This window comes from Sinorhizobium mexicanum, from assembly GCF_013488225.1.
Classification (GTDB): domain Bacteria; phylum Pseudomonadota; class Alphaproteobacteria; order Rhizobiales; family Rhizobiaceae; genus Sinorhizobium; species Sinorhizobium mexicanum.
Genome location: NZ_CP041238.1, coordinates 3197453 through 3218734, shown reverse-complemented (window position 1 = coordinate 3218734; position 21282 = coordinate 3197453). Strand labels below are relative to the sequence as shown.

Genomic DNA, 21282 nt, shown 5'->3' with positions numbered 1-21282 from the left:
AGGGTTTCGCCTGCGGTTCTGCCAGGCTTGTCTACAAACGCATAACACAGGCATCTGCGGATCGCGGCAATGAAGCGCTGCTGCGAGCGCCGATGATTCGATGACGTCGATGTGTAATGCATCTCCAATGGGCTATGGGAAGACTGTCTGTTTGCGCAATCCGAACTCCGGGGCGTCGCGCAAGAAGTATGCCCTACGAGAAGTCTCGATGATGCCGGTTCGTTTACGAGAAGTCGCTGTATCGAGGGTCATCACGCGGCCCGTCGTTCGACTTGACTCTCGCATAGCTGGATGGCTATATGTCGATCAATAGCCAACCGGGTATGGATCCCAAATGTCGAACGCTCACGACGTGCTCTTCAGAACGCTGGCCGATCCGACTCGGCGGGCTCTCTTTGAGCGATTGTGCCGTGAGGGGGAAAGGACAGTCGGGGCACTGACGGCTCGGGCCGGGGTCTCGCAACCGGTCGTCTCAAAGCATCTCGGGGTCCTGAAGCAGGCGGGGTTGGTGCGCGACCGCCACGAAGGTCGCCACACCTACTACAGCGCCCAACTCGGCGCGCTTGCTCCTTTGCTCGATTGGACAAGCCAGATGGCCGGCTTCTGGCAAAGCCGCTTCGACGACCTCGAAGACCTACTGAAAAGGATGGACCAATGAACGAAACGTCGCCTGAAACGCGCTCCGTCGTGGTTGAACGCGAGATCCCTCATCCACCGGAAAAGATCTGGCGCGCGCTTACGCAACCACACCTGGTGGAGGAGTGGCTGATGAAGAACGATTTCAAAGCTGTTGTGGGTCACCGTTTCAATCTCCGCGGCGACTGGGGCGGAGTATTAGACTGCGAGGTCCTCGCCGTAGAGCCGAACAAAAAGCTGACCTACACTTGGAATTTCGCCCACGACGATGCGGCCTACGATTTGAGGAGCGTGGTGACTTTCACCCTCATCCCAACGAGCACGGGGACCCAGCTGCGCATGGAGCAGTCGGGCTTCCGGCCGGAACAGCGGCAGGCCTACGGAGGCGCCAAAGCGGGATGGCAGCAGTTCCTTGCCAATCTGGAGCGCGTCTTGGCGCAGCTGGACTGAAGTCCGCCGGTACGTCCAAAATGGGCCAGTCGGCCCGATTCACTGCGTTAATGGGAGGTCTCGATGAATTGGAACACGTGGATCCGGCAAATCCACCGCTGGTTGTCAATCGCGTTCACGGTGGCCGTGATCGCTAACTTCGTCGCCATGGGACTGGGGGAGCCTCCTGCCTGGGTAGTCTATTCGCCACTGCTCCCGCTCTTCCTGCTGTTGTTCACGGGCCTCTACATGTTCGCGCTGCCGTATGTTGCGAAGCGGCAAGGTGGTCGAGCCGCTGGCGTAATCAAGTGAACATAATCGCCGGCAACGTGCTGCAGGACCGAGAAGTTGGCCAAGCGGGTCACGGCTAAGCCGCGCCATGCGGGCTGGAAAAGTGACGGTGAGCCCTTGGGCTCGCCGCGTTCGCTCCCATAAAGCCAACAGCGCTGGAGTGCGGTCAACCGGCTGGTATGACTTGCAAACCAACTACGGACATTGTGGTCATCTCCTGTGGGTTACGCGCAAGGGCGCCCGACACCAGGAAAGCTCATCCAGCCTGTTGGGCCAACTGCATGCGCGGCAGGCGTGTGGAGATTTCTCGAAAAAATACTCTCTCCGGCTGCAAATTTAGGAACAGATATGGCCGCATGCGGTTCAACTGTGCAAGCCGGCATCGTGCCGGCCAATGGAGAACACTCATGATCCTGAAATCAGTCGCTACTCTCGCCTTCATTGCGGCACTCGCCGCTCCTGCACTTGCGCAGACGGATGTCGTTTGCGATGCGGCCGCCATCGCGAAGGCCGAACAGCAGATCAGTCAGATTTCCGACGGTGCAAAGAAAGTCGAATCTGCCAAGGAATTGACCATGGCCAAGGAGGCCATGGCGGCCAATGACCTGGAAAAGTGCAAGTCGCATCTGGGTAACGCGATCAAGGGCATGGACGCCATGTAGAAAAACGCACGCGGGGCGGCCTTCCACGCCCCGCGCTGCCGCCAACGGGTTCCCGGCGGGCTTTATACATTCGCGGACGTGGATCCGAATGCGATCGACAAGGGTGCGGAAGGGCGGCGTCGTCTCGCCAACCTTCTCGAGGAAATAGAGCTTGCCGACCAGGTCGGGCTCGATGTCTTCGGCCTCGGCGAGCATCACCGCCCGGACTATGCGGCTTCCGCGCCGGCGGTGATCCTTGCGGCTGCTGCCTCGCGCACCAGCAGGATCCGGCTGAGCAGCGCCGTGACGGTGCTGAGCTCGGACGATCCGGTGCGGGTCTTCCAGCAGTTTTCGACGCTCGACCTTCTCTCCAACGGACGTGCCGAGATTATGGCAGGCCGGGGTTCCTTCATCGAGTCCTTCCCGCTCTTCGGCCAGTCGCTCGACGACTACGACCAGCTCTTTTCCGAGAAGCTGGATCTGCTGCTGGCGATCCGGGAGAGCGAAAAGGTCACCTGGTCGGGCGAGTTGCGGCCGCCGATCGACGACCGTGGGGTCTATCCGCGGCCGCTGCAGGATCCGCTGCCGCTCTGGATCGCTGTCGGCGGCACACCGCAGTCGGTGGCGCGGGCCGGCGCGCTCGGCTTGCCGATGGCGCTTGCGATCATTGGCGGTGAGCCGCGCCGTTTTGCGCCGCTCTTCGACCTCTACCGCGAGGCGGCGCGCCGCGCAGGCCAAGACGTCGCGAAGCTGAAGACGAGCATCAACGTTCATGGTTTCATCGCCGACACGATGGAGAAGGCGGCTGACCAGTTCTACGGACCGCAGGCGGAGGTGATGAACCGCATCGGCCGTGAACGCGGCTGGGGGCCGACGAACCGCGCCCACTTCGATCAGGCGCGCAACCCGACGGGCAATCTCTTCCTCGGCGATCCCGAGACGGTGGCGGAGAAGATCGTCGCGCATCAAAAACTCTTCCGCAATGATCGCTTCCTCCTGCAGATGGCGATCGGCCTGATGCCGCATGACCAGATCATGCGCGGCATCGAGCTTTACGGCACCAAGGTCGCGCCGCTGGTCCGGGAGATGCTGGCGGAGGAACGCCGATCGCAGCCTGCCGGCGCATGAACGTCTGGTGTCGCACTGGCATATGCCGGGCCGGCACGCTACATGTGGCCGCGAAAGCGAGACACCATGACCCTCAACAACGACGAAGATCTTGAGCGGCTGAAGGAAATCGGCCGCATTTGCGCCAATGCGCTCCAAGCCATGGGCGAGGCCCTCGAACCCGGTATCACCACGGCCGAGCTCGACGCGATCGGCCGCAAGGTGCTGGAGGATGCGGGCGCGCGTTCCGCGCCGGAGCTTTGCTATCAGTTCCCCGGCGCGACCTGCATCAGCGTCAACGAGGAAATCGCCCACGGCATCCCCGGCGCCCGCGTGATCCGCGCCGGCGATCTCGTCAATATCGACGTTTCGGCGGAGAAGGACGGTATCTTCGCCGATACGGGCGCGTCTTTTCCGGTGCCTCCGGTGACCGCAGCAATCGACAGGCTTTGCCGCGACGGCAAGCGCGCCATGTGGGTCGGGCTGAAACAGGTGCGCCCGGGTCAATCGCTGGCGGCGATCGGCAATGCCATCGGCGACTTCGCCCGCAAGAACCGCTATTCGCTCGTCACCAATCTCGCAAGCCACGGCATTGGCCGTTCGCTGCATGAGGAGCCGGGCGAGATCGCCACCTGGCCGGACCCGTCCGAGCGACGGCACATGACCGATGGCATGGTTTTCACGGTCGAGCCGTTCCTGTCGATGGGCGCCCACTGGGCGGAAGGCGGAGACGACGACTGGACGCTTTACAGCGAGCCGCGCGCCCCGACGGTGCAGTATGAACATACCGTCGTCGTCACGCGCGGCGGGCCTCTGGTCGTAACCTTGCCGGGGTGACACCCCCCACAGCGCCGCGCGTCTTATCATACGCGCAAAGGACGCTGTAGCACTTTGAATTGCTGCATGTTTTTGTCCTTAAATCGCCTACGATTTAAGGAAACATGCGGCGGATTGTGTGGAGCGTTCGATTCCGTCAACAGGACGTTCAATTATTGTCATTTGTCGTCTTCTTGCTGCGGTGCAATAAGAAGGTCATGAGCACGCTTCACAAACTGCCGGACCATGATCACGTCCTTTCGAAGCAAGCCGGTGCCGGCCTTCATCAGGTAAGACAGCGCGGCGGCAAAGAGCCCGCGCCTTCGCTCGTGCATCCCACCCCAGGCGGCAATCTCGCGGCAACGGCGATTGCCGGTGCCATCGCCATGGCTGTTGCGATGGGCTTCGGCCGTTTTTCCTACACGCCGATCCTGCCGGCGATGATCGCGGATGCGGGGCTCTCGCCACGGGATGCCGGGCTGATCGCCTCGGCGAACTTCGTTGGCTATCTCGCCGGCGCCGTGCTTGCGGCCTATGGCTGGGCTCATGGTCGCGAACGGCGGATCGGGCTCGCCGCGCTCGTGGCGACGACGCTGTTGCTCGCCGCAATGGGACTGACGTCCTCTGTGCTCGCTTACTCCATCATTCGTTTCTTCGCCGGCCTTGCCAGCGCTTTTGCAATGATCTTCATCTCGGGGATCGTGCTCGGAGAGGGGCTGCGCGCCAGATCGGAGCATGTGCCATCAGTGCATTTCGGCGGAGTCGGGTTTGGCATCGCGCTTTCCTCGATCTGCGTCTGGGCCGCCCCGCTTGCAGCCGCCGGCTTCTCCACGTCGCAAGCGGACTGGTTCACCGGCGCACTCGTCGCGCTTGTGGGCACGGTCGTCGTCGCCGCGCTGCTGCCGCGCGGACATCTCACCACGAGTAGTGGTCAACGCGAAGGGCCGCTGATGTGGACGCGGCCGTTGACGGTCGTGACGTTTACCTACGGCTTCTTCGGCTTCGGCTACGTGATCACCGCCACGTTTCTCGTCGCCATGGCCCGCGATGCGAGCGGCGGCCACAGTGTTGAGTTTCTTGCCTGGCTGCTGACGGGCGCGAGCGCTGCGGTCTCGGTGTATCTCTGGCGCTTCGCCGTACCGCGCTTCGGGCTTGCGGGTGTCTACGCCATCGGTCTTCTGGTCGAGGCTGCCGGGCTTGTCCTGACCGTCTCGTTGCCCTTGCCCTTCGCGCCGATCGTGGGCGGCTTGATGCTCGGCGCCACCTTCATGATGATCACGGCCTACGGCCTGCAGATCGGCCGGCGACTTGCGCCGGAAAGCCCGCGCCGGGCACTTGCCTTGATGACGGCAGCCTTCGGCATCGGCCAGATCGTCGGGCCGCTCGTCGCCGGCTGGCTTGCCGAACGGACCGGCGATTTTACCTTGCCGACGCTCGTGGCAGCGGTGGTTCTGTTTTGCTGCGGAAGCGTGGTCGTTCTTGAGTTGGGCAAGATCAGCGCCGCCCTGGATCGTTGATTTCCAAGGTCATCCGGCCGATCCGCGGGAAAAAATTAAAAACGGGCAGCTTGATGAAATAACAGTAACATTCACATTACCTAATTGTTGCCTTAGGCGAATTGCCCTAGTTTCGGCACATCAGGGGGCAAGTCATTGTCCCTCCTCAGAACCGAGAGTGCCGCACCTTGTTCCAATCCTTTTTCCCCAAGCCGAAGCAATTCTTCATTTCCGTCATCGCCTGGTCGCTGTTAGCCATTGCCTTCTGGTACGGCTGGGGCGAAAGCCTGGGCGCCGCATTCGGCCTTCCTCCGTTGGCGGTTGATGCCCCTCCGATCGTCGGCATTTCCGCGTTCTGGTCGCCGGCTTTCCTGTGGTTTTACATCTACTTTGGCGTCGTCGTCGGGCTTTTCACGGCTTTCTGGTACGTTTATTCGCCGCATCGCTGGCAGACCTGGTCGATCCTGGGCTCGTCTCTGATCCTTTTCGTTACCTATTTCCAGGTTCAGGTCAGTGTCGCAATCAACAACTGGTACGGCCCGTTCTGGGACCTGGTGCAGGCAGCGGTTTCCAAGTCGGCTGTGGTGACGGCCGAGCAGTTCTACGGGGAGATCGGCACGTTCCTGGCGATTGCGATGGTCGCTGTCGCCGTTGCCGTCATGACGCGCTTCTTCGTCAGCCACTACATCTTCCGTTGGCGCACGGCGATGAACGAATATTACATGGAGAACTGGGGCAAGCTTCGCCACATCGAAGGTGCTTCGCAGCGCGTTCAGGAAGACACGATGCGTTTCTCGACCACCGTCGAGGGGCTTGGCGTCAGCCTGATCGATAGCGTCATGACCCTGATCGCCTTCACGCCGGTGCTGATCCGACTATCCGCCAACGTCACCGAGCTTCCGATCGTGGGCATCATTCCCTATCCGCTGGTAACGGCCGCAGTACTTTGGTCACTGTTCGGCACCCTGTTCCTGGCGCTTGTCGGCATCAAGCTGCCGGGGCTGGAATTCCGCAATCAGCGGGTGGAAGCCGCTTACCGCAAGGAGCTGGTCTATGGCGAGGACCACGCCGACCGCGCCCAGCCGCCAACGGTCGCCGATCTGTTCGACAATGTCCGCCGGAACTATTTCCGGCTTTACTTCCACTATCTCTATTTCAATATCGCCCGCATCTTCTATCTGCAGATCAACAACATCTTCTCGCTGCTGATCCTGGCTCCGTCGATCATCGCCGGGCGAATTTCGCTCGGTGCGCTGAACCAGATTTCCGGTGCTTTCGGCCAGGTGACGTCCTCGTTCCAGTATCTCGTCAACTCCTGGCCGACGATCGTCGAGTTGCTCTCGATCTACAAGCGCCTGCGCGCCTTCGAGTCCATCCTCGACGAGGCGCCGCTGCCAGAAATCGACCAGCAGTTCATCAAGGCTGGCGGCAAGGAAGAGCTTGCGCTTTAAGCCTGATTTGTCAGAAGGCGGAACGATCCGCCTTCTTTTTTGCGCTCTCGATAAGGGGAAGCGCCTCGGCATAGCTGACACAGGCGACATCCGGCCTGCTGCAGGTCTCCGTCAGGAAGCGGTCGAGCGCGCGCCAATAGGCGCCCCCGTTCATCTCGACGAAATGGAAGCCGAGCTGAAGCGGAACACGGCCGCCGTCGTATTCCTTGCCGAACGCCTCGCGATAGGCTGCAAGCGTGCGTTCTTCGAAGGCGGCGCTGTTCTTCTTGTTCTCGACGCCCATCGAATGGCGGACGAAGAGGTTGTAGTCCATGCCGATCACCGGACGGTGCGACGGGCCTTCGGGAATGAGGGGCAAGCCGAAACGGGGCAAGCCGTCCTGTGACGACGGCCATCCGGGGCCTTTGGTCACGAGGCTTGCGTCATAGGTGAAGCGAAACGCCTTCAACGCCGGCACCAGGCCGTCGCTCAAGGAAAGGTAGGGCGCGCGAAAACCCTTGATATCGTTCCTCGCAAACTCCGCCCAGCCTTGCGGCTCGGCCCCTGCCTTGTCGGCCTTCTTCCAGGCGGAAGTCAACGCCTCGCGGAACGCGGTGAATTCCCGCTGCCAATCGGCATCGCTCCAACCCTTGCCGTCGAAATGGCCGCAGGCATGGCTGGCGATATCGTGCCCATCGATATGGGCCTGCCAGATATGGCCGGCCCGCGTCGCGATCTCCTCACGGCTTTGCGCGAAGCCGACGTTCGAGCGCCCGGTCTTTTGGCCCGGCGCCTTGTAGATCTGCTTGCCGTCCGCTTTCGTCATCAGGAAGGTGCAGGACAGGAAATAGGTGAAGTGGGCGCCGGTGCGCTTTGCCATGGCGAGGCTCTTGTCCCACAGCGCGTTGTCATGCGCACCGTCGAAGGAAACGATGACGAGTTGTTTGTTCGCTGTGGCTTGGGGTGCCGGCAGCGGCTCGGCAATAGCGAGGGCGGGAAAAAGGCAAAGGGAGAGAGCAAGGATCTGGCGCGTCATTCGGGAGGCATCTTGGGAGAATCAGTAAAGGAATTGTTCGTGCCGTCCGTTGTGCAGGAATGCGGCAATCCTTTGATCCATCTGGAAATTCGTGATCGATATCGCTATGGCTTGGTAAACAAATGAATAATTGCGGCGGGTGAAACATGGCGCTTCTCATTCTGGGCATTGTGATCTTCTTGGGCATCCATCTCGTTCGAAGCTTCGCACCGGGCGTGCGCAAGGTGGTGATCGAGCGAAAGGGCGTCGGAACCTGGTATGCGATCCACGGCATCTCCGCGGCAGTTGGCCTCGCACTTATCGCCGTCGGTTTCGGCCAGGCGCGCGCGACCACCGGCATCCTCTATACGCCGCCGGTCTTTCTCTCCCATATCGCCTTGACCCTGATGCTGATCGCCTGCATCTGTCTCGCCGCCGCCTTCCTGCCGGCCGGCAAGATCCGTGTCGCAACGAAGCATCCGGCGATCCTCGCCATCAAGATCTGGGCGCTTGCCCATCTGCTTGCCAACGGCGAGACCTCGTCCGTCCTGCTCTTCGGCTCCTTCCTGGCGTGGGGCGTCATGCTCCGCATTTCCATGAAGAACCGCTGGCGAGCCGGCGAGATCAGCTATCCGACCGTTGTTTCCTATCGTTACGATGTCGGCGCAATCCTCCTCGGGGCTGCGCTCTTCGTTGCGATTGTCTGGAAATTGCACGAACTGGTGATCGGGGTAGCACCTATCGCCATCGGCTAAATGATCTCCTCCCCCTTACAAGCGGCGCAAAATCGGGTAGAAGGCGCAAAATTCTCATCATGAAGGCCGGGCAGCCGGAACACAGGGACATGGCGAACCAAGACGACAGCTTTATCCGCGAGGTCAATGAAGAACTCCGTTCGGACCAGATGAAAGCCATCTGGATGCGCTTCGGCGGGCTGATCGTCGCGCTCGCCGCCTTGATCGTGCTCGGCACCGTCGGCAAGGTCGGTTACGACTATTGGCAGGAAACCTCCTCCTCGCAATCGGGCGACGCCTTCCTTGCGGCGCTCAACCTTGCCCGGGAAAACAAGTCGGACGAGGCGCTTGCGGCGCTGACGGCTTTGGAAAAGGACGGCTACGGCTCCTATCCGGTGCTGGCCCGGCTGCGGTCTGCTACCCTGCAGGCGCAGAAGGGCGAGACCGACGCGGCGATCACTGCCTTCTCCGAAATCGGCAAGGATACGCGCATTCCGCCGGCGCTCCGCGATGCCGCGCGCCTGCGCGCCGCCTATCTGCTCATCGACCACGGGACCTATGATCAGGTGTCGTCGGAGGTCGAACAACTGGCCGTTCCGCAAAACACGATGCGCCATTCCGCCCGGGAAGCGCTTGGTCTTTCGGCCTACAAAGCGGGCGACTTCGCCAAGGCAAAAAGCTGGTTCCAGCAGATCACCGATGACACCGAGAGCCCGCGCGGGGTTATGGGCCGTGCGCAGATGATGCTTGACGTGATCGCGGCGAGTGGAAAAGCCTGAAGCGCGTCGCGTTTAAGCGGCCTCGTGTGACGCGCTTGAGGTCTTTGTTTTCATGCAGGTCGTTGTCCCAAAACCGCTGAACACTTTTGGGCGACATGCATTAAGAGCGGAAACGGATATTTCGAGATGAGCTTTACCGTCGCCATCGTCGGGCGCCCCAATGTCGGCAAGTCCACCTTGTTCAACCGCCTGGTTGGCAAGAAGCTGGCGCTTGTCGACGATACGCCGGGGGTGACCCGCGACCGGCGCCCGGGAGACGCAAAGCTCGTCGACCTGAAGTTCCGCATCATCGATACCGCCGGCCTCGAGCAATCGGCGCCAGATAGCCTGCAGGGGCGGATGTGGGCGCAGACCGAGGCGGCGATCGACGAGGCCGATCTTTCGCTGTTCGTGATCGATGCCAAGGCGGGATTGACCCCGGCGGATGAGACGCTCGCCGAAATGCTGCGCCGTCACGGCAAGCCCGTCATCGTCGTCGCCAACAAGGCCGAGGCGCGCGGTTCCGATGGCGGCTTTTACGACGCCTTCACGCTCGGCCTCGGCGATCCTTGCCCGATCTCGGCCGAACACGGCGAGGGCATGCTCGACCTGCGCGACGCAATTGTGGCCGCGCTCGGCCAAGAGAGGGCCTTTCCGCCGAAGGAAGACGTGGCGGTGACCGATGTCGACATCCGCCCGAGCGCTCCGGGCGAGGGGCCTGAGGATGAGGATGTCGAGCCCGCCTATGACGAGACGAAGCCGCTGCGCGTGGCGATCGTCGGCCGGCCGAATGCCGGGAAGTCGACACTGATCAATCGTTTCCTCGGCGAAGACCGGTTGTTGACCGGACCCGAGGCCGGGATCACCCGCGATTCGATCTCCGTCGAATGGCAATGGCGGAGCCGCACGATCAAGATGTTCGATACGGCCGGCATGCGCCGCAAGGCCAAGGTCCAGGAAAAGCTCGAGAAGCTCTCGGTCGCCGATGCGTTGAGGGCGATCCGCTTTGCTGAGACTGTGGTCGTCGTCTTCGATGCGACGATTCCCTTCGAGAAGCAGGATCTCCAGATCGTCGATCTGGTCCTGCGCGAGGGACGCGCGGCGGTGCTCGCCTTCAACAAATGGGATCTTGTCGAGGATTGGCAGGCAGTGCTGGCCGATCTTCGCGAAAAGACCGAGCGCCTCCTGCCGCAGGCGCGCGGTATCCGTGCCGTGCCGATTTCCGGCCATACGGGCTATGGCCTCGACCGGCTGATGCAGGCGATCATCGACACCGACAAGGTGTGGAACCGGCGCATCTCGACGGCGCGGCTCAACCGCTGGCTCGAATCGCAGCAGGTGCAACATCCGCCGCCGGCCGTTTCCGGGCGCCGCCTCAAGCTCAAATACATGACGCAGGTAAAGGCCCGTCCGCCGGGCTTCATGATCTCCTGCACGCGTCCCGAGGCCCTGCCGGAATCCTATACCCGCTATCTGATCAACGGGCTTCGCAACGACTTCGACCTGCCGGGTGTACCAATCCGGGTGCATTTCCGCGCGTCGGACAATCCGTACGAATCGAAGGCGCGCAAGAAGCGCTGATCAGAGGACCGTTGCCGGCAACTTGTCCCGCGCGATCAATGCTCCGTGACGACTGATTACGGCAGCCGCGACGCGAACGGCGAATGCCGCCGCGTCGGCGTGGCTGTCACCCGCTGCAAGACGGGCAAGGAACGCCCCATTGAAGCTGTCGCCGGCACTGGTCGTATCGATCACGACCGGCACCGGCAGCGCAGGAACATGAACGCGTTCCTTGCCGGCGAGGTCCACGGTTACGCCGTTGGCGCCATCCTTGACTGCGATATCTTCGACACCGAGTGCCCGATAGCGATCGATCGTCGCCGAAACCGTACCGTCGCCGAAATGGGTCGCTTCGTCGTCGAAGCTTGGCAGAACCATGTTGGCCGCCCGCGCACCGGCTTCCAGCACCGCGCGCATCTGCGCCAGGTGTTCCCAGAGACGCGGACGGATATTCGGATCGAAGACGACCCGTTTTCCGCTTGCTCGCGCACGACGCAACTCCGACCGCAAAGTCTCGACAGCGTTGGACGACAGGATTGCAAGCGTGATCCCGGAGAAGAAGACAAGGTCCGCCGTCTCGATCGCCGCCCGTAGCCGATCGGGATCGTCGGCGAGCAATTTGGCGGCCGAGGCGGAGCGCCAATAGGAGAAACTGCGTTCGCCGTCCTTCAGGTGGATCATGTAGAGACCAGGGATCCGGTCCTCGTTCCTGCAGATATGGGCAGTGCCTATGTTCTTGCTTTCGATAAAGGCCAGCATTTCAGCCGAGACGGTATCGGTGCCGACGGCCGTGAAATAGTCGACGCTCCAGTCCGACGGCAGGAACAGGCGGGCATAGTAGGCGGTGTTGAACGTGTCGCCGGCATAGCCCTTGCGCAGCATGCCCCCTTCCGCCTGCATCAGTTCGACCATGCACTCGCCGATCGAAAGCAGTGTGCCGGCCATATGCTCCTCCATTTCCGGGATTACGCGAGCCGAGGCCCTGCGAGCAAATATCACCATCGTCGTTTACTCGAAGAACTCCCAAAGATAAATCTGCTTGGAGACAGCCGAAACGAGGAGATTTGCCGATGGCGATAGCATCGAGTTCAGCGGCCGACTGGTGGCGCGGCGCAGTGATCTATCAGGTCTACCCGCGCTCCTTTCAGGATACCAACGGCGATGGCATCGGAGACCTTCGCGGCGTCACCGGGCGGCTTCCCCATATCGCCTCGCTCGGTGTCGATGCGATCTGGCTGTCGCCCTTCTTCCGGTCACCGCAGGCCGACATGGGCTATGACGTCTCCGACTATTGCGACGTCGACCCGATGTTCGGCACCCTTGCCGATTTCGACGCCATGCTCGCAGAGGCGCATCGCCTCGGCCTGAAGGTGATCATTGACCAGGTGATTTCGCACAGCTCGGATCGCCATCCGTGGTTCGTCGAGAGCCGATCCAGCAGGACCAATGCCAAGGCCGACTGGTATGTCTGGGCGGATCCGAAACCCGACGGCACGGCGCCGAACAACTGGCTTTCGATCTTCGGAGGTCCTGCCTGGGAATGGGACGGCGTGCGCAGGCAATACTACATGCACAATTTCCTGTCGTCGCAGCCGGACCTCAACTTCCACAATCCGGAGGTCCAGGAGGCCGTGCTCTCGACCGTCCGCTTCTGGCTCGATCGCGGCGTCGACGGCTTCCGGCTCGATACCGCCAACTACTATTTCCACGACCGGCACCTCAGGGACAATCCGCCGCTCGTTCCAGATCCGGATGCGACGAGCCACGATGCGCCGGATGTCAATCCCTATGGCATGCAGAATCATCTCTACGACAAGACACAACCGGAGAACGTCGGCTTCCTGCGCAGATTGCGGGCCATGCTCGATGAATACAGCGCTCGCGCAACTGTCGGCGAAGTGGGCGACGGCGCCCGTTCGCTGAGCACGGTCGCCGCCTACACGGGCGGCCGCGACAAGCTGCACATGTGCTACACCTTCGATTTTCTCGGCCCCGAATTCACGGCGGGGCATATCCGCCGCTGCGTGGAAAAGTTTCGGGCGGTGGTCGCTGACGGCTGGGTTTGCTGGGCCTTTTCCAATCACGATGTGATCCGCCATGTCAGCCGGTTCGCGCGCAATGGAGCCGAGCGCGAGCGAGTGGCGAAGCTCGCGATCTCCCTGCTTGCCGCGTTGCGCGGGTCGATCTGCCTTTACCAGGGCGAGGAACTGGGATTGCCGGAGGCGGATCTCGCATTCGAGGAACTGCGCGACCCCTACGGCATCCGCTTCTGGCCAGCCTTCAAGGGCCGCGACGGATGCCGCACGCCGATGGTATGGGAACAGGAATTGCCCCATGCGGGCTTCTCCCTCGGGACGCCCTGGCTGCCGGTCCGCGACGAACAGCGGTTGCTAGCGGTCGATGCGCAGGAGGGCGTTCCGGGCTCGGTGCTGGAGCATTACCGCCAGACTCTCGATTTTCGCCGGACACATGTGCCGCTGCTCGACGGCGACATGACGTTTCTCAACTTCAACCAGGACATCCTGGCTTTCACGAGAGAGAAGGATGGCGAGCGATTGCTGTTCGTTTTCAATCTCACTCGGGAGTCGCAAAGCGTTCATCCACTGGAAGGGGTCAGCGAGGTGTTGCCGATGCCGGGATTTGCCGCGACCTTCGACAACGGTGAAATCCGGTTGGACGCACTGGATGCATTCTGCGGTCGGATTGCCTGCCGGTCTGCCGAGTCGGCGTAGAAGGGTCACGGAGCTTGTCGTGCCGTTAGCCGATAGGATTCGCGTAAAGCATAGGTCAGCATCGCAATGGTTCCCCAAAGTCGAAGGTAGGAGAACGCGAGGACCCAGCCGATATATACCAAAGGTCTCGCCCGGCTGTACCCGGGACTGTCGAATAACAGCGAAAGCAATTTAGCGGCCTGTCCCTGCAAGAACGTCATGGCCACCAGAAATGCGCAGATATACACGACCGCTCGCGAAAGATGGCGACGGTGAAGTCTGAATTCACGCAGAATGCCGACGAACCGGGGTTGGCGACCCACCCCCTTCTCCACCACGAACATGAAGGTGATCATCGAAACAATTGCAATCCACACCTGCAGCACCCCCTGCCGCCAGGGGTAGGCAATGCCATCAAAGCCGAGCCAGAGCTGAGCTGCGGCGAACTTGTCGACGCCCGCAAGATCGGCAGTGCAAACGGTTAGCAAAAACAGCAGCAAAAGTCGCCAGATCACGCGCCAGCCGAAAGTCACCTGTTCCCTGAACGTAAGTCGTGAAAGCGACGTCCAGCCATTTGCCAGTTCGATCATCTTCTGGCTGGCGAGAAGAAACGCGATAAAGACCGCAAACTGGACCAATATCATGCCCAGGAGGAGCAAGGCGTTCGGCATCGCTTTAACATAGGTCCGAAGCACTGTTGCAAGCAGCAGCCAGGGCACGGTCTGCAGAAGTAGGTACGGCCCAAACGTAGGAAGAGAGCGGAATGTGCTGCTTCCCCGGTCGGACGTGAGTGAAGTTTCGACCGTTTCCATTACAGCGTTATGCCGGAAAGACATAAAGCGCCGCTTAGCACCTTCGTTAAAATACAAATGACTGTCCGACCCTCAAGCCGATAACACGCTTGAGGGTCACTTCATTGAAACAGACACAATGCCGGATGGAAAACCGCACAACTTCCTGGAGTTGTCCAGGCGTCACCCGATCAGCGTGAACTTGTCCACGTCAACCAGGCCGCGATCCGAGATCTTCAGGTGCGGAATCACCGGCAGCGGCAGGAAGGCGAGTTGCAGGAAGGGCTCCTCCAGGGTGGCGCCGAGGGCGAAGGCGGCTTGCCGGAGGTGATGGAGAATGTCGCGCACGCGCTCATAGGGTTCGAGGCTCATCAGGCCGGCGACGGGGAGGGCGATCTCACCGGTCACCTTGCCGTCGTCGACGACGACGAAACCGCCCTTGATCTCGCCGAGCCGGTTGGCGGCGAGCGCCATGTCCTCCTCGTTGACGCCGACGACACAGATATTGTGGCTGTCGTGGCCGACGGTCGAGGCGATCGCGCCTTTCTTCAGGCCGAAGCCCTGGACGAAGCCGTTGGCGTGATTACCATTGACGCCGTGGCGCTCGATGACGGCCACCTTGATGATGTCTTGGCCAAGGTCGATTCCAGTTTGGTTTCCTTCAGCGGGCAGGTGGAAGCGCCGATGTTCCGTGATGATCTTGCCCGGCAGGACGCCGATCACCGAGGTTTGGCCCTCTGTATAGGGGACCGCGAAATCGGCGGCCTTGACCGCGCCAGCCTTGACGCTGTCGAGCCCGACAGGCTCGACCGGCTTGCGCGTCGCGAAGAGGGCATCGGTTACCCGTCTCCCCGCGGCAAACACGATCTCGGCCTTGCAGTTGTCCAAGCTGTCGATGACGACGAGGTCGGCGCGCCAGCCGGGCGCGACAAGGCCGCGGTCCCTGAGGCCGAAGGCGCGGGCGGCGGAAATCGAGGCAGCGCGATAGATCGCCAGAGGCTCGACGCCGGCCGCGATCGCGGTGCGGATCATGTGATCAAGGTGGCCCTGTTCGGCGATGTCGAGCGGATTGCGGTCGTCGGTGCAGAGTGCAAGGTAGGGAGACAGCCGCTCGGTGATGATCGGCATGAGGGCATGCAAGTCCTTTGAGACGGAACCCTCGCGGACGAGGATGTGCATGCCCTTGCGGATTTTTTCGAGCGCCTCGGCCGCAGTCGTGCATTCGTGATCGGTGCGGATGCCGGTGGCAAGATAGCCGTTCAGTTCCTTGCCGGAGAGAAGCGGCGCATGACCGTCGATGTGACCGCCCTGGAATGCATCGAGCTTGGCGAGGCAAATGGGGTCCTTGTGGACGACGCCGGGAAAATTCATGAACTCGGCGAGCCCGATCACCTTCGGGTGGTGGCGGAAGGGCAGGAGGCGCTCTATCGGCAGGTCGGCGCCGGCCGTCTCAAGATGTGTTGCCGGCACGCAGGACGACAACTGGACGCGGATGTCCATGATCGTTTCCATCGCCGAATCGAGGAAGAACTGGATGCCCTCGGTGCCAAGGACGTTGGCGATCTCGTGCGGATCGCAGATCGCCGTCGTGATGCCGAGCGGTAAGACGCAGCGGTCGAATTCGTGCGGCGTGACGAGCGAGGATTCGATGTGCAGATGCGTGTCGATGAAGCCCGGAACGGCGATGCGGCCGGTGATGTCGATCTCCTCGCGTCCCTGATAGTCGCCGTAGGTGCCGACGATGCGGTCGCCGCAAATGGCGATGTCTGAAGCAATGAGTTCGCCCGTCACCAGATCGAAGAAACGGCCGCCCTTGAGCACGATGTCTGCCGGGACACGGCCCACGCCCTGATCGATAATACGTTCCAACATCTCGGACACGTGCGCACTCCGCTTTCTATATTGATTCATAACAATAACCCTCTCCCCGCATGCGGGGAAAGGGCCTGAGAAAGCGTGATGCCGAAAGCTCAGATGTTGTTCTTCAGCACGTCTCGCAGCTTGTCGAACAATTCGTCGATCTGCTGTTTCTGGATGATCAGCGGCGGCGACAACGCGATGATGTCGCCGGTCGTACGGATGAGCAGCCCCTTCTCATAGGCCTTCAGGAAGGCGGAGAACGCCCGCTTCGTTGGCTCTCCGGCGATCGGTTCCAGTTCGATCGCACCGATCAGTCCGATGTTGCGGATGTCGATGACATGCGGGCAGTCCTTGAGCGAATGCAGCGCTTCTTCCCAGTAGGACGCAAGCTCGGCGGCGCGCGTGAGCAGGCCTTCCTCCTTGTAGGTATCGAGCGTGCCAAGCGCCGCGGCGGATGCGATCGGGTTGCCGGAATAGGTGTAGCCGTGGAAGAACTCGATGAGATGTTCCGGCCCAGTCATGAAGGCGTCGTGGATCTCGGACGTCACGAAGACGGCGCCCATCGGGATCACGCCGTTGGTGATGCCTTTCGCGGTCGTGATGATGTCTGGCTTCACGTCGAAATACTGCGCAGCAAAGGGCGTGCCGAGGCGGCCAAAACCGGTGATGACCTCGTCGAAGATCAGGAGGATGCCGTGCTTGGTGCATATCTCGCGCAGTTTCTGGAGATAGCCTTTCGGCGGGATGAGCACGCCGGTGGAGCCGGCAACGGGCTCGACGATGACGGCGGCGACCGTGGAGGCATCATGCAGGGTGACGATCCGTTCCAGTTCGGCTGCAAGATCGGCGCCATGCTCGGGTTCGCCGCGGGTGAAAGCATTCTTTGCCGGAAGATGGGTATGCGGCAGGTGATCGACGCCGGTCAGCAGCGTGCCGAACATCTTGCGGTTGGCGACGATGCCGCCGACCGAGATGCCGCCGAAGTTGACGCCGTGGTAGCCGCGCTCGCGGCCGATCAGCCGGAAGCGCGAGCCATTGCCCTTGGCGCGATGATAGGCGAGCGCGACCTTCAGCGCCGTGTCGACCGATTCCGAACCCGAGTTCGTGTAGAGAACATGGTTCATGCCTTCAGGCGCGATGTCCACCAGCCGGTTCGCCAGTTCGAAGGCTTTCGGATGGCCAAGCTGGAAAGCCGGAGCGTAGTCGAGTTCGCCAGCCTGCTCGCGGATCGCTTCGGTGATCTTCGGCCGACAGTGACCGGCATTGACGCACCAGAGGCCAGCCGTGCCGTCCAGCACGGTGCGGCCGTCGTGGGTCGTGTAGTACATGTCCTTGGCGCCGACGAAGAGGCGCGGCTCCTTCTTGAATTGCCGGTTGGCCGTGAACGGCATCCAGAAGGCGCGCAGATCGTTAGGCGTTGTATTCAATCGGTTCGACATGTCCTGTTCTCCTCGGCGAATTCTGACTGCTGGCGGTGCGAGTGGCTGGCCAGGTCGGATTCTTTTACCCTTTGGTCAAACTATCAGCGCGCCCGATCGCGTCAAGCCTGTGGCGCCTGCGTCGCTGCAGCAAGTTTTCGAGAGAACCACGGCCGTCAACTTTGTGGCTCGCCAAAAAAATTGAGCCCCGCGCGATTGCTCGTGGGGGCTTCATAAGGCGTCCAGCGTGACGGACGTATTGGGAGTTTACGCCGATTTGCGGACGAGGACTTTCTCTGCCACGGCATTGTCTTCACCGTAGATTTCCGCAAGGGCGCCCAAGATCTTCATGACCGCATCAGAGGAACTCGAGTAATAAATCGTCTGGGCGTCACGTCGGGTGCTCACCAAGTTCTGGGCGCGCAATTTCGAGAGGTGCTGGGAAAGGGCCGACTGGCTCAGCCCGACCTTGTTGGCCAAGGCGCCGACGGCCAGCTCTTCCTTGATGAGAGAGTCAAGGATGAGGAGGCGTTTGGGATTTGCCATGGCCGAAAGGAAACCGGCTGCTATTTCGGCTTCCTCGTGTTTTTCAGGCGAAAGGGGCTGCATTGCGTGCTCCATGCGAAAATTACATCACACGTAGTTATGATTGGTGAAGCCCGATAATTAGACGTGATGCATAAAAGGGCAACCACCCAGTGCGAAAAATGGGGGTAGCTAAACACCGATTAACCGTAAAGTTTTTTCAGAAGCGGCCGCAATTCCGCCGTTTCCTGCAGCGGTGCCTCGAATTCAAGGCGCTTCAAGCGCTCGCCATCAAAGAGATCGAGGCCGGCTGCGTCGATACCGACGATCTTCCAGTCCCCCACCGGCGCGCGGCAAAGGACGGTCGCATAGTGATTCACGGCGTCGGTATGGTCGGCATTCATGTGCTCGATCGCGCTGTCCTCCATTTCCGCGAGATCGGCGGCGGCCGCTGAGGTGATCGCGAGGTCGTCGGCCGTCAGTGTATAGGCGCGTCCGAAACCGCCGTTGAGGCTCGCCCTTACTGGGTTCAGGCGGAAGAAACCGAAATCGGGAAAGTCGACATAAAGCTTGGCCTTGGGGTGACGGCGGACGAAGCGTGCGCGAATACGGTCATGAACCTCGGAATCGCGCGGAACCTCTTCAGCTTCGCATTGAACGGTCAGGCGCGGGTGGGCGAGCGGGTCGCCCTTGCCGAGTTCGCCGGTCAGGAGCGACGCCCGCCGGTCGGCGAGCAGCGCCTGCGTGTGGGTTGCCAGTCGCGAGACGAGAACGACCGGCGCGCCATCGATGTCGATGCCGATCAGCACACGGCTGACAAACGGGAATCCACCGCTTTCGGGCTCGATTGCAGCAAGCGAACCGCTTTTTGCCGAGCGAAGCAATGTCCGTGCGAGCTTGCGGGCGTCATCATCGGTTTCGCGCAGAACATTGGATTTTTCGCTCATGCCGGTCTTCCTTTCGCTGCTCGTCACCCCGAACAATATAAATGAAAAAGCCCGAAGCGGTTGCTCCGGGCTTTATTGGCCGTGCGGCGTGTTGCGTCAACTTTTGTTGCGATGACGCGTCAGGCCCTCGACTATGTTTTGCGCGTCGATCGTGCCGACCACCGAGCCGTTGTCGACGACACCGATGCTGCCCGGCTGGCGAGACATCGCGTCCAAGATATCGACGAGGGGAGTCGTCGGCTTCGCCGTCGCCGTCACGCCGGCAATTGTCGCGCCCCGCTCGACGCCGGTCCGCATGACATCCTTGGCCATCAGCATGGTGATCGGGTTCATGTGCTGAACGAAGTCGGCGACATACTGGTTTGCCGGGTTTTTCACGATCTCCTGCGGTGTACCGCACTGGATGATGCGTCCGCCCTCCATGATCGCGATGCGGTTGCCGATGCGGAAGGCTTCGTCGAGGTCGTGGCTCACGAAGAGGATCGTCTTCTTCAGCCGCCGCTGGAATTCGAGCAATTCGTCCTGCAAGCGGGTGCGGATCAACGGGTCGAGCGCCGAGAACGGTTCGTCCATCAGGAGGATGGGCGCGCCGGTCGCAAAGGCGCGGGCAAGTCCGACGCGCTGCTGCATGCCGCCCGAAAGCTCATTGACCTTCCTGTCCGCCCATTTTGCAAGGTTGACCAGTTCGAGCTGTTCGCCGACGCGCTTCTTGCGTTCTGCCTCAGGCATGCCTGCGAGCTCGAGACCGAAGCCGACGTTGTCGGCGACGGTGCGCCAGGGAAGAAGCGCGAACTGCTGGAATACCATGGAAACCGTGTGCATGCGGAAGTCGCGCAGCGACTTCGCGGTGCAGCGATAGGGGTTCAGCGATCCGTTTGCAGTCTTGATCTCGACGTTGCCACGCACCACGGGCGCAAGGCCGTTTACGGCTCTGAGCAGGGTTGACTTTCCGGAGCCGGAGAGGCCCATCAGGACCAGGATCTCGCCCTCGTTGATCGTCAGCGAAGCGCCGGCGACGCCGAGCACGAGACCCGTGGCGGCACCGATCTCGTCACGGCTTTTTCCCTGGTCGACCATTTGCAGGGCGACCTGCGGACTCTTGCCGAAGATGATGTCGACATTCTTGAAAACGACGGCGTCCGTCATGCGCCTTCTCCTTCATCCGACGAGCGGAATAGACGGTCGAGGATGATCGCGAGGATGACGATGCAAAGACCGGACTCGAAACCCTTGGCAACGTTGACCGAGTTCAGCGCGCGAAGCACGGGAACGCCGAGACCATTGGCGCCAACGAGCGCGGCGATGACGACCATCGAGAGCGACAGCATGATCGTTTGGGTAAGACCGGCCATGATCTGCGGCGTGGCAAAGGGCAGTTCCACCTTGCGCAACACCTGCCACGGTGTTGCGCCGAAGGACTCGGCGGCCTCAACCAGGGAAGGGGGTGTCGAGATGATGCCGAGGCGCGTGAGCCGGATTGGCGCGGGAATGGCGAAGATGACGGTGGCGATCAGTCCCGGCACCATGCCGAGACCGAAGAGAATCAGCGCGGGGATGAGGTAGACAAAGGTCGGGATCGTCTGCATCAGGTCGAGAATGGGGCGCATGACGGAATAGACCCATGCGCGGCGGGCTGCGGCAATACCGAGCGGAACGCCGACGGCCATGCTGACGAAGCTTGCGGCGAGAACCAGCGCCAACGTTTCGGTCGTTTCCTTCCAGTAGCCCTGGTTGACGATCAAAAGAAGCCCGAGACCGGTGAAGAGCGTCACCCCGAGCGAGCGGCGGAACCACCAGGCAGCCGCCGTGACGACCGCAACGACGATCAGCGGGTGAGGGGTCTGGAGGATGTAAAGCAGGACGGCCACGACCGCCGACAGGAAATTTGCGAGCTGATCGAAGAACAGTTCGAAATTCGTTGTCAGCCAATCGACGAACGCCTTGGCCCAGCCCCCGATGGGGATGCGGTGTTCAGTCAGAAATTCCACGATAATGGATCCCTCTTGCCAGGGTCAAAAACCGGATCGCGCGAGCGGTGAAAAAAGGCGGAGGTGGTCCCCCGCCCGCTGCATGTCTCCTTGAACCGGACCGGTTCAAGGCTAAAACGTGCAACACCT

General features: G+C 61.3%; 20 protein-coding genes and 1 pseudogene. 12 read left to right on the top strand and 9 right to left on the bottom strand.

Features of this window, described 5'->3' with window-relative positions; genetic code table 11:
* Positions 1-334: 334 nt before the first annotated feature.
* The 8 genes and pseudogenes from FKV68_RS15235 (at position 335) to sbmA (ending at position 6867) form a co-directional block, all read left to right on the top strand.
* Positions 335-658 (top strand): ArsR/SmtB family transcription factor, encoded by a 324-nt coding sequence (locus FKV68_RS15235; RefSeq protein ID WP_180938638.1) that lies wholly within the window; start codon positions 335-337, stop codon positions 656-658.
* A complete protein-coding gene (locus FKV68_RS15230) occupies positions 655-1086 on the top strand; it encodes an SRPBCC family protein (RefSeq protein ID WP_180938637.1) in 432 nt (143 codons plus the stop codon). Before FKV68_RS15235 ends, FKV68_RS15230 begins: the two co-directional genes overlap by 4 nt.
* A 63-nt stretch (positions 1087-1149) precedes the next feature.
* A complete protein-coding gene (locus FKV68_RS15225) occupies positions 1150-1377 on the top strand; it encodes a hypothetical protein (protein ID WP_180938636.1) in 228 nt (75 codons plus the stop codon).
* Between the two features lie 386 nt (positions 1378-1763).
* Positions 1764-2018, top strand: a complete 255-nt coding sequence (locus FKV68_RS15220; RefSeq protein ID WP_180938635.1) for a hypothetical protein — start codon at positions 1764-1766, stop codon at positions 2016-2018.
* Between the two features lie 57 nt (positions 2019-2075).
* A pseudogene (locus FKV68_RS15215) lies at positions 2076-3125 on the top strand (LLM class flavin-dependent oxidoreductase); the annotation flags it as partial.
* A gap of 66 nt (positions 3126-3191) precedes the next feature.
* Positions 3192-3941 (top strand): type I methionyl aminopeptidase, encoded by a 750-nt coding sequence (map, locus tag FKV68_RS15210; protein ID WP_180938633.1) that lies wholly within the window; start codon positions 3192-3194, stop codon positions 3939-3941.
* A 197-nt stretch (positions 3942-4138) separates the two neighbouring features.
* Positions 4139-5437, top strand: a complete 1299-nt coding sequence (locus FKV68_RS15205; RefSeq protein WP_180938632.1) for an MFS transporter — start codon at positions 4139-4141, stop codon at positions 5435-5437.
* Positions 5438-5604: 167 nt separating this feature from the next.
* Positions 5605-6867, top strand: a complete 1263-nt coding sequence (gene sbmA, locus FKV68_RS15200) for a peptide antibiotic transporter SbmA (RefSeq protein ID WP_180938631.1) — start codon at positions 5605-5607, stop codon at positions 6865-6867.
* A 10-nt stretch (positions 6868-6877) separates the two neighbouring features.
* Here the strand turns inward: sbmA and FKV68_RS15195 are convergent, their stop codons facing one another.
* Entirely contained in the window at positions 6878-7882 is a 1005-nt protein-coding gene (locus FKV68_RS15195; protein ID WP_180938630.1) for a polysaccharide deacetylase family protein, read from the bottom strand.
* Between the two features lie 146 nt (positions 7883-8028).
* Between FKV68_RS15195 and FKV68_RS15190 the strand changes: the two genes are divergently transcribed.
* The 3 genes from FKV68_RS15190 (at position 8029) to der (ending at position 10934) form a co-directional block, all read left to right on the top strand.
* Complete coding sequence (locus tag FKV68_RS15190; RefSeq protein ID WP_180938629.1) at positions 8029-8616, top strand: NnrU family protein; 588 nt, start codon at positions 8029-8031, stop codon at positions 8614-8616.
* 89 nt (positions 8617-8705) lie between these two features.
* The gene (locus tag FKV68_RS15185) at positions 8706-9374 is read left to right on the top strand and encodes a tetratricopeptide repeat protein (protein ID WP_180938628.1); all 669 of its coding nucleotides are present in this window, start codon (positions 8706-8708) and stop codon (positions 9372-9374) included.
* Positions 9375-9500: 126 nt separating this feature from the next.
* Positions 9501-10934: a ribosome biogenesis GTPase Der gene (der, locus tag FKV68_RS15180; RefSeq protein ID WP_180938627.1), complete on the top strand. Its 1434-nt coding sequence runs from the start codon at positions 9501-9503 to the stop codon at positions 10932-10934.
* On the opposite strand, the gene FKV68_RS15175 is transcribed toward der, so the two are convergent.
* Positions 10935-11858 (bottom strand): sugar kinase, encoded by a 924-nt coding sequence (locus FKV68_RS15175; RefSeq protein WP_180938626.1) that lies wholly within the window; start codon positions 11856-11858, stop codon positions 10935-10937.
* A gap of 125 nt (positions 11859-11983) precedes the next feature.
* Here FKV68_RS15175 and bglA point away from each other — a divergent pair, with 125 nt between their 5' ends.
* On the top strand, positions 11984-13645 hold the full coding sequence (gene bglA, locus FKV68_RS15170) for a beta-galactosidase BglA (RefSeq protein WP_180938625.1): 1662 nt from the start codon (positions 11984-11986) through the stop codon (positions 13643-13645).
* Positions 13646-13650: 5 nt separating this feature from the next.
* Here bglA and FKV68_RS15165 read toward each other — a convergent pair whose 3' ends face one another.
* The 7 genes from FKV68_RS15165 to choW form a co-directional block, all read right to left on the bottom strand.
* Complete coding sequence (locus FKV68_RS15165; RefSeq protein ID WP_180938624.1) at positions 13651-14436, bottom strand: hypothetical protein; 786 nt, start codon at positions 14434-14436, stop codon at positions 13651-13653.
* A 162-nt stretch (positions 14437-14598) separates the two neighbouring features.
* Complete coding sequence (gene ade / locus FKV68_RS15160; protein ID WP_180938623.1) at positions 14599-16296, bottom strand: adenine deaminase; 1698 nt, start codon at positions 16294-16296, stop codon at positions 14599-14601.
* 89 nt (positions 16297-16385) lie between these two features.
* Complete coding sequence (gene aptA / locus FKV68_RS15155) at positions 16386-17714, bottom strand: omega-aminotransferase AptA (protein ID WP_180938622.1); 1329 nt, start codon at positions 17712-17714, stop codon at positions 16386-16388.
* A 246-nt stretch (positions 17715-17960) separates the two neighbouring features.
* On the bottom strand, positions 17961-18302 hold the full coding sequence (locus FKV68_RS15150; RefSeq protein ID WP_180938621.1) for an ArsR/SmtB family transcription factor: 342 nt from the start codon (positions 18300-18302) through the stop codon (positions 17961-17963).
* Positions 18303-18421: 119 nt separating this feature from the next.
* A complete protein-coding gene (locus tag FKV68_RS15145) occupies positions 18422-19165 on the bottom strand; it encodes a HugZ family pyridoxamine 5'-phosphate oxidase (RefSeq protein WP_180938620.1) in 744 nt (247 codons plus the stop codon).
* A gap of 96 nt (positions 19166-19261) precedes the next feature.
* Positions 19262-20311 (bottom strand): choline ABC transporter ATP-binding protein, encoded by a 1050-nt coding sequence (gene choV, locus FKV68_RS15140; protein ID WP_180938619.1) that lies wholly within the window; start codon positions 20309-20311, stop codon positions 19262-19264.
* The gene (choW, locus tag FKV68_RS15135) at positions 20308-21153 is read right to left on the bottom strand and encodes a choline ABC transporter permease subunit (protein WP_180938618.1); all 846 of its coding nucleotides are present in this window, start codon (positions 21151-21153) and stop codon (positions 20308-20310) included. The genes choV and choW overlap by 4 nt, the downstream gene beginning before the upstream one ends.
* Positions 21154-21282: the final 129 nt, after the last annotated feature.

Coding starts and splice junctions, on each gene's coding strand:
- FKV68_RS15235 (WP_180938638.1), top strand. CDS start 335: ATGTCGAACGCTCACGACGTGCTCTTCAGAACGCTGGCCGATCCGACT.
- FKV68_RS15230 (WP_180938637.1), top strand. CDS start 655: ATGAACGAAACGTCGCCTGAAACGCGCTCCGTCGTGGTTGAACGCGAG.
- FKV68_RS15225 (WP_180938636.1), top strand. CDS start 1,150: ATGAATTGGAACACGTGGATCCGGCAAATCCACCGCTGGTTGTCAATC.
- FKV68_RS15220 (WP_180938635.1), top strand. CDS start 1,764: ATGATCCTGAAATCAGTCGCTACTCTCGCCTTCATTGCGGCACTCGCC.
- map (WP_180938633.1), top strand. CDS start 3,192: ATGACCCTCAACAACGACGAAGATCTTGAGCGGCTGAAGGAAATCGGC.
- FKV68_RS15205 (WP_180938632.1), top strand. CDS start 4,139: ATGAGCACGCTTCACAAACTGCCGGACCATGATCACGTCCTTTCGAAG.
- FKV68_RS15195 (WP_180938630.1), bottom strand. CDS start 7,882: ATGACGCGCCAGATCCTTGCTCTCTCCCTTTGCCTTTTTCCCGCCCTC.
- FKV68_RS15190 (WP_180938629.1), top strand. CDS start 8,029: ATGGCGCTTCTCATTCTGGGCATTGTGATCTTCTTGGGCATCCATCTC.
- FKV68_RS15185 (WP_180938628.1), top strand. CDS start 8,706: ATGGCGAACCAAGACGACAGCTTTATCCGCGAGGTCAATGAAGAACTC.
- der (WP_180938627.1), top strand. CDS start 9,501: ATGAGCTTTACCGTCGCCATCGTCGGGCGCCCCAATGTCGGCAAGTCC.
- FKV68_RS15175 (WP_180938626.1), bottom strand. CDS start 11,858: ATGGCCGGCACACTGCTTTCGATCGGCGAGTGCATGGTCGAACTGATG.
- bglA (WP_180938625.1), top strand. CDS start 11,984: ATGGCGATAGCATCGAGTTCAGCGGCCGACTGGTGGCGCGGCGCAGTG.
- FKV68_RS15165 (WP_180938624.1), bottom strand. CDS start 14,436: ATGGAAACGGTCGAAACTTCACTCACGTCCGACCGGGGAAGCAGCACA.
- aptA (WP_180938622.1), bottom strand. CDS start 17,714: ATGTCGAACCGATTGAATACAACGCCTAACGATCTGCGCGCCTTCTGG.
- FKV68_RS15150 (WP_180938621.1), bottom strand. CDS start 18,302: ATGCAGCCCCTTTCGCCTGAAAAACACGAGGAAGCCGAAATAGCAGCC.
- FKV68_RS15145 (WP_180938620.1), bottom strand. CDS start 19,165: ATGAGCGAAAAATCCAATGTTCTGCGCGAAACCGATGATGACGCCCGC.
- choV (WP_180938619.1), bottom strand. CDS start 20,311: ATGACGGACGCCGTCGTTTTCAAGAATGTCGACATCATCTTCGGCAAG.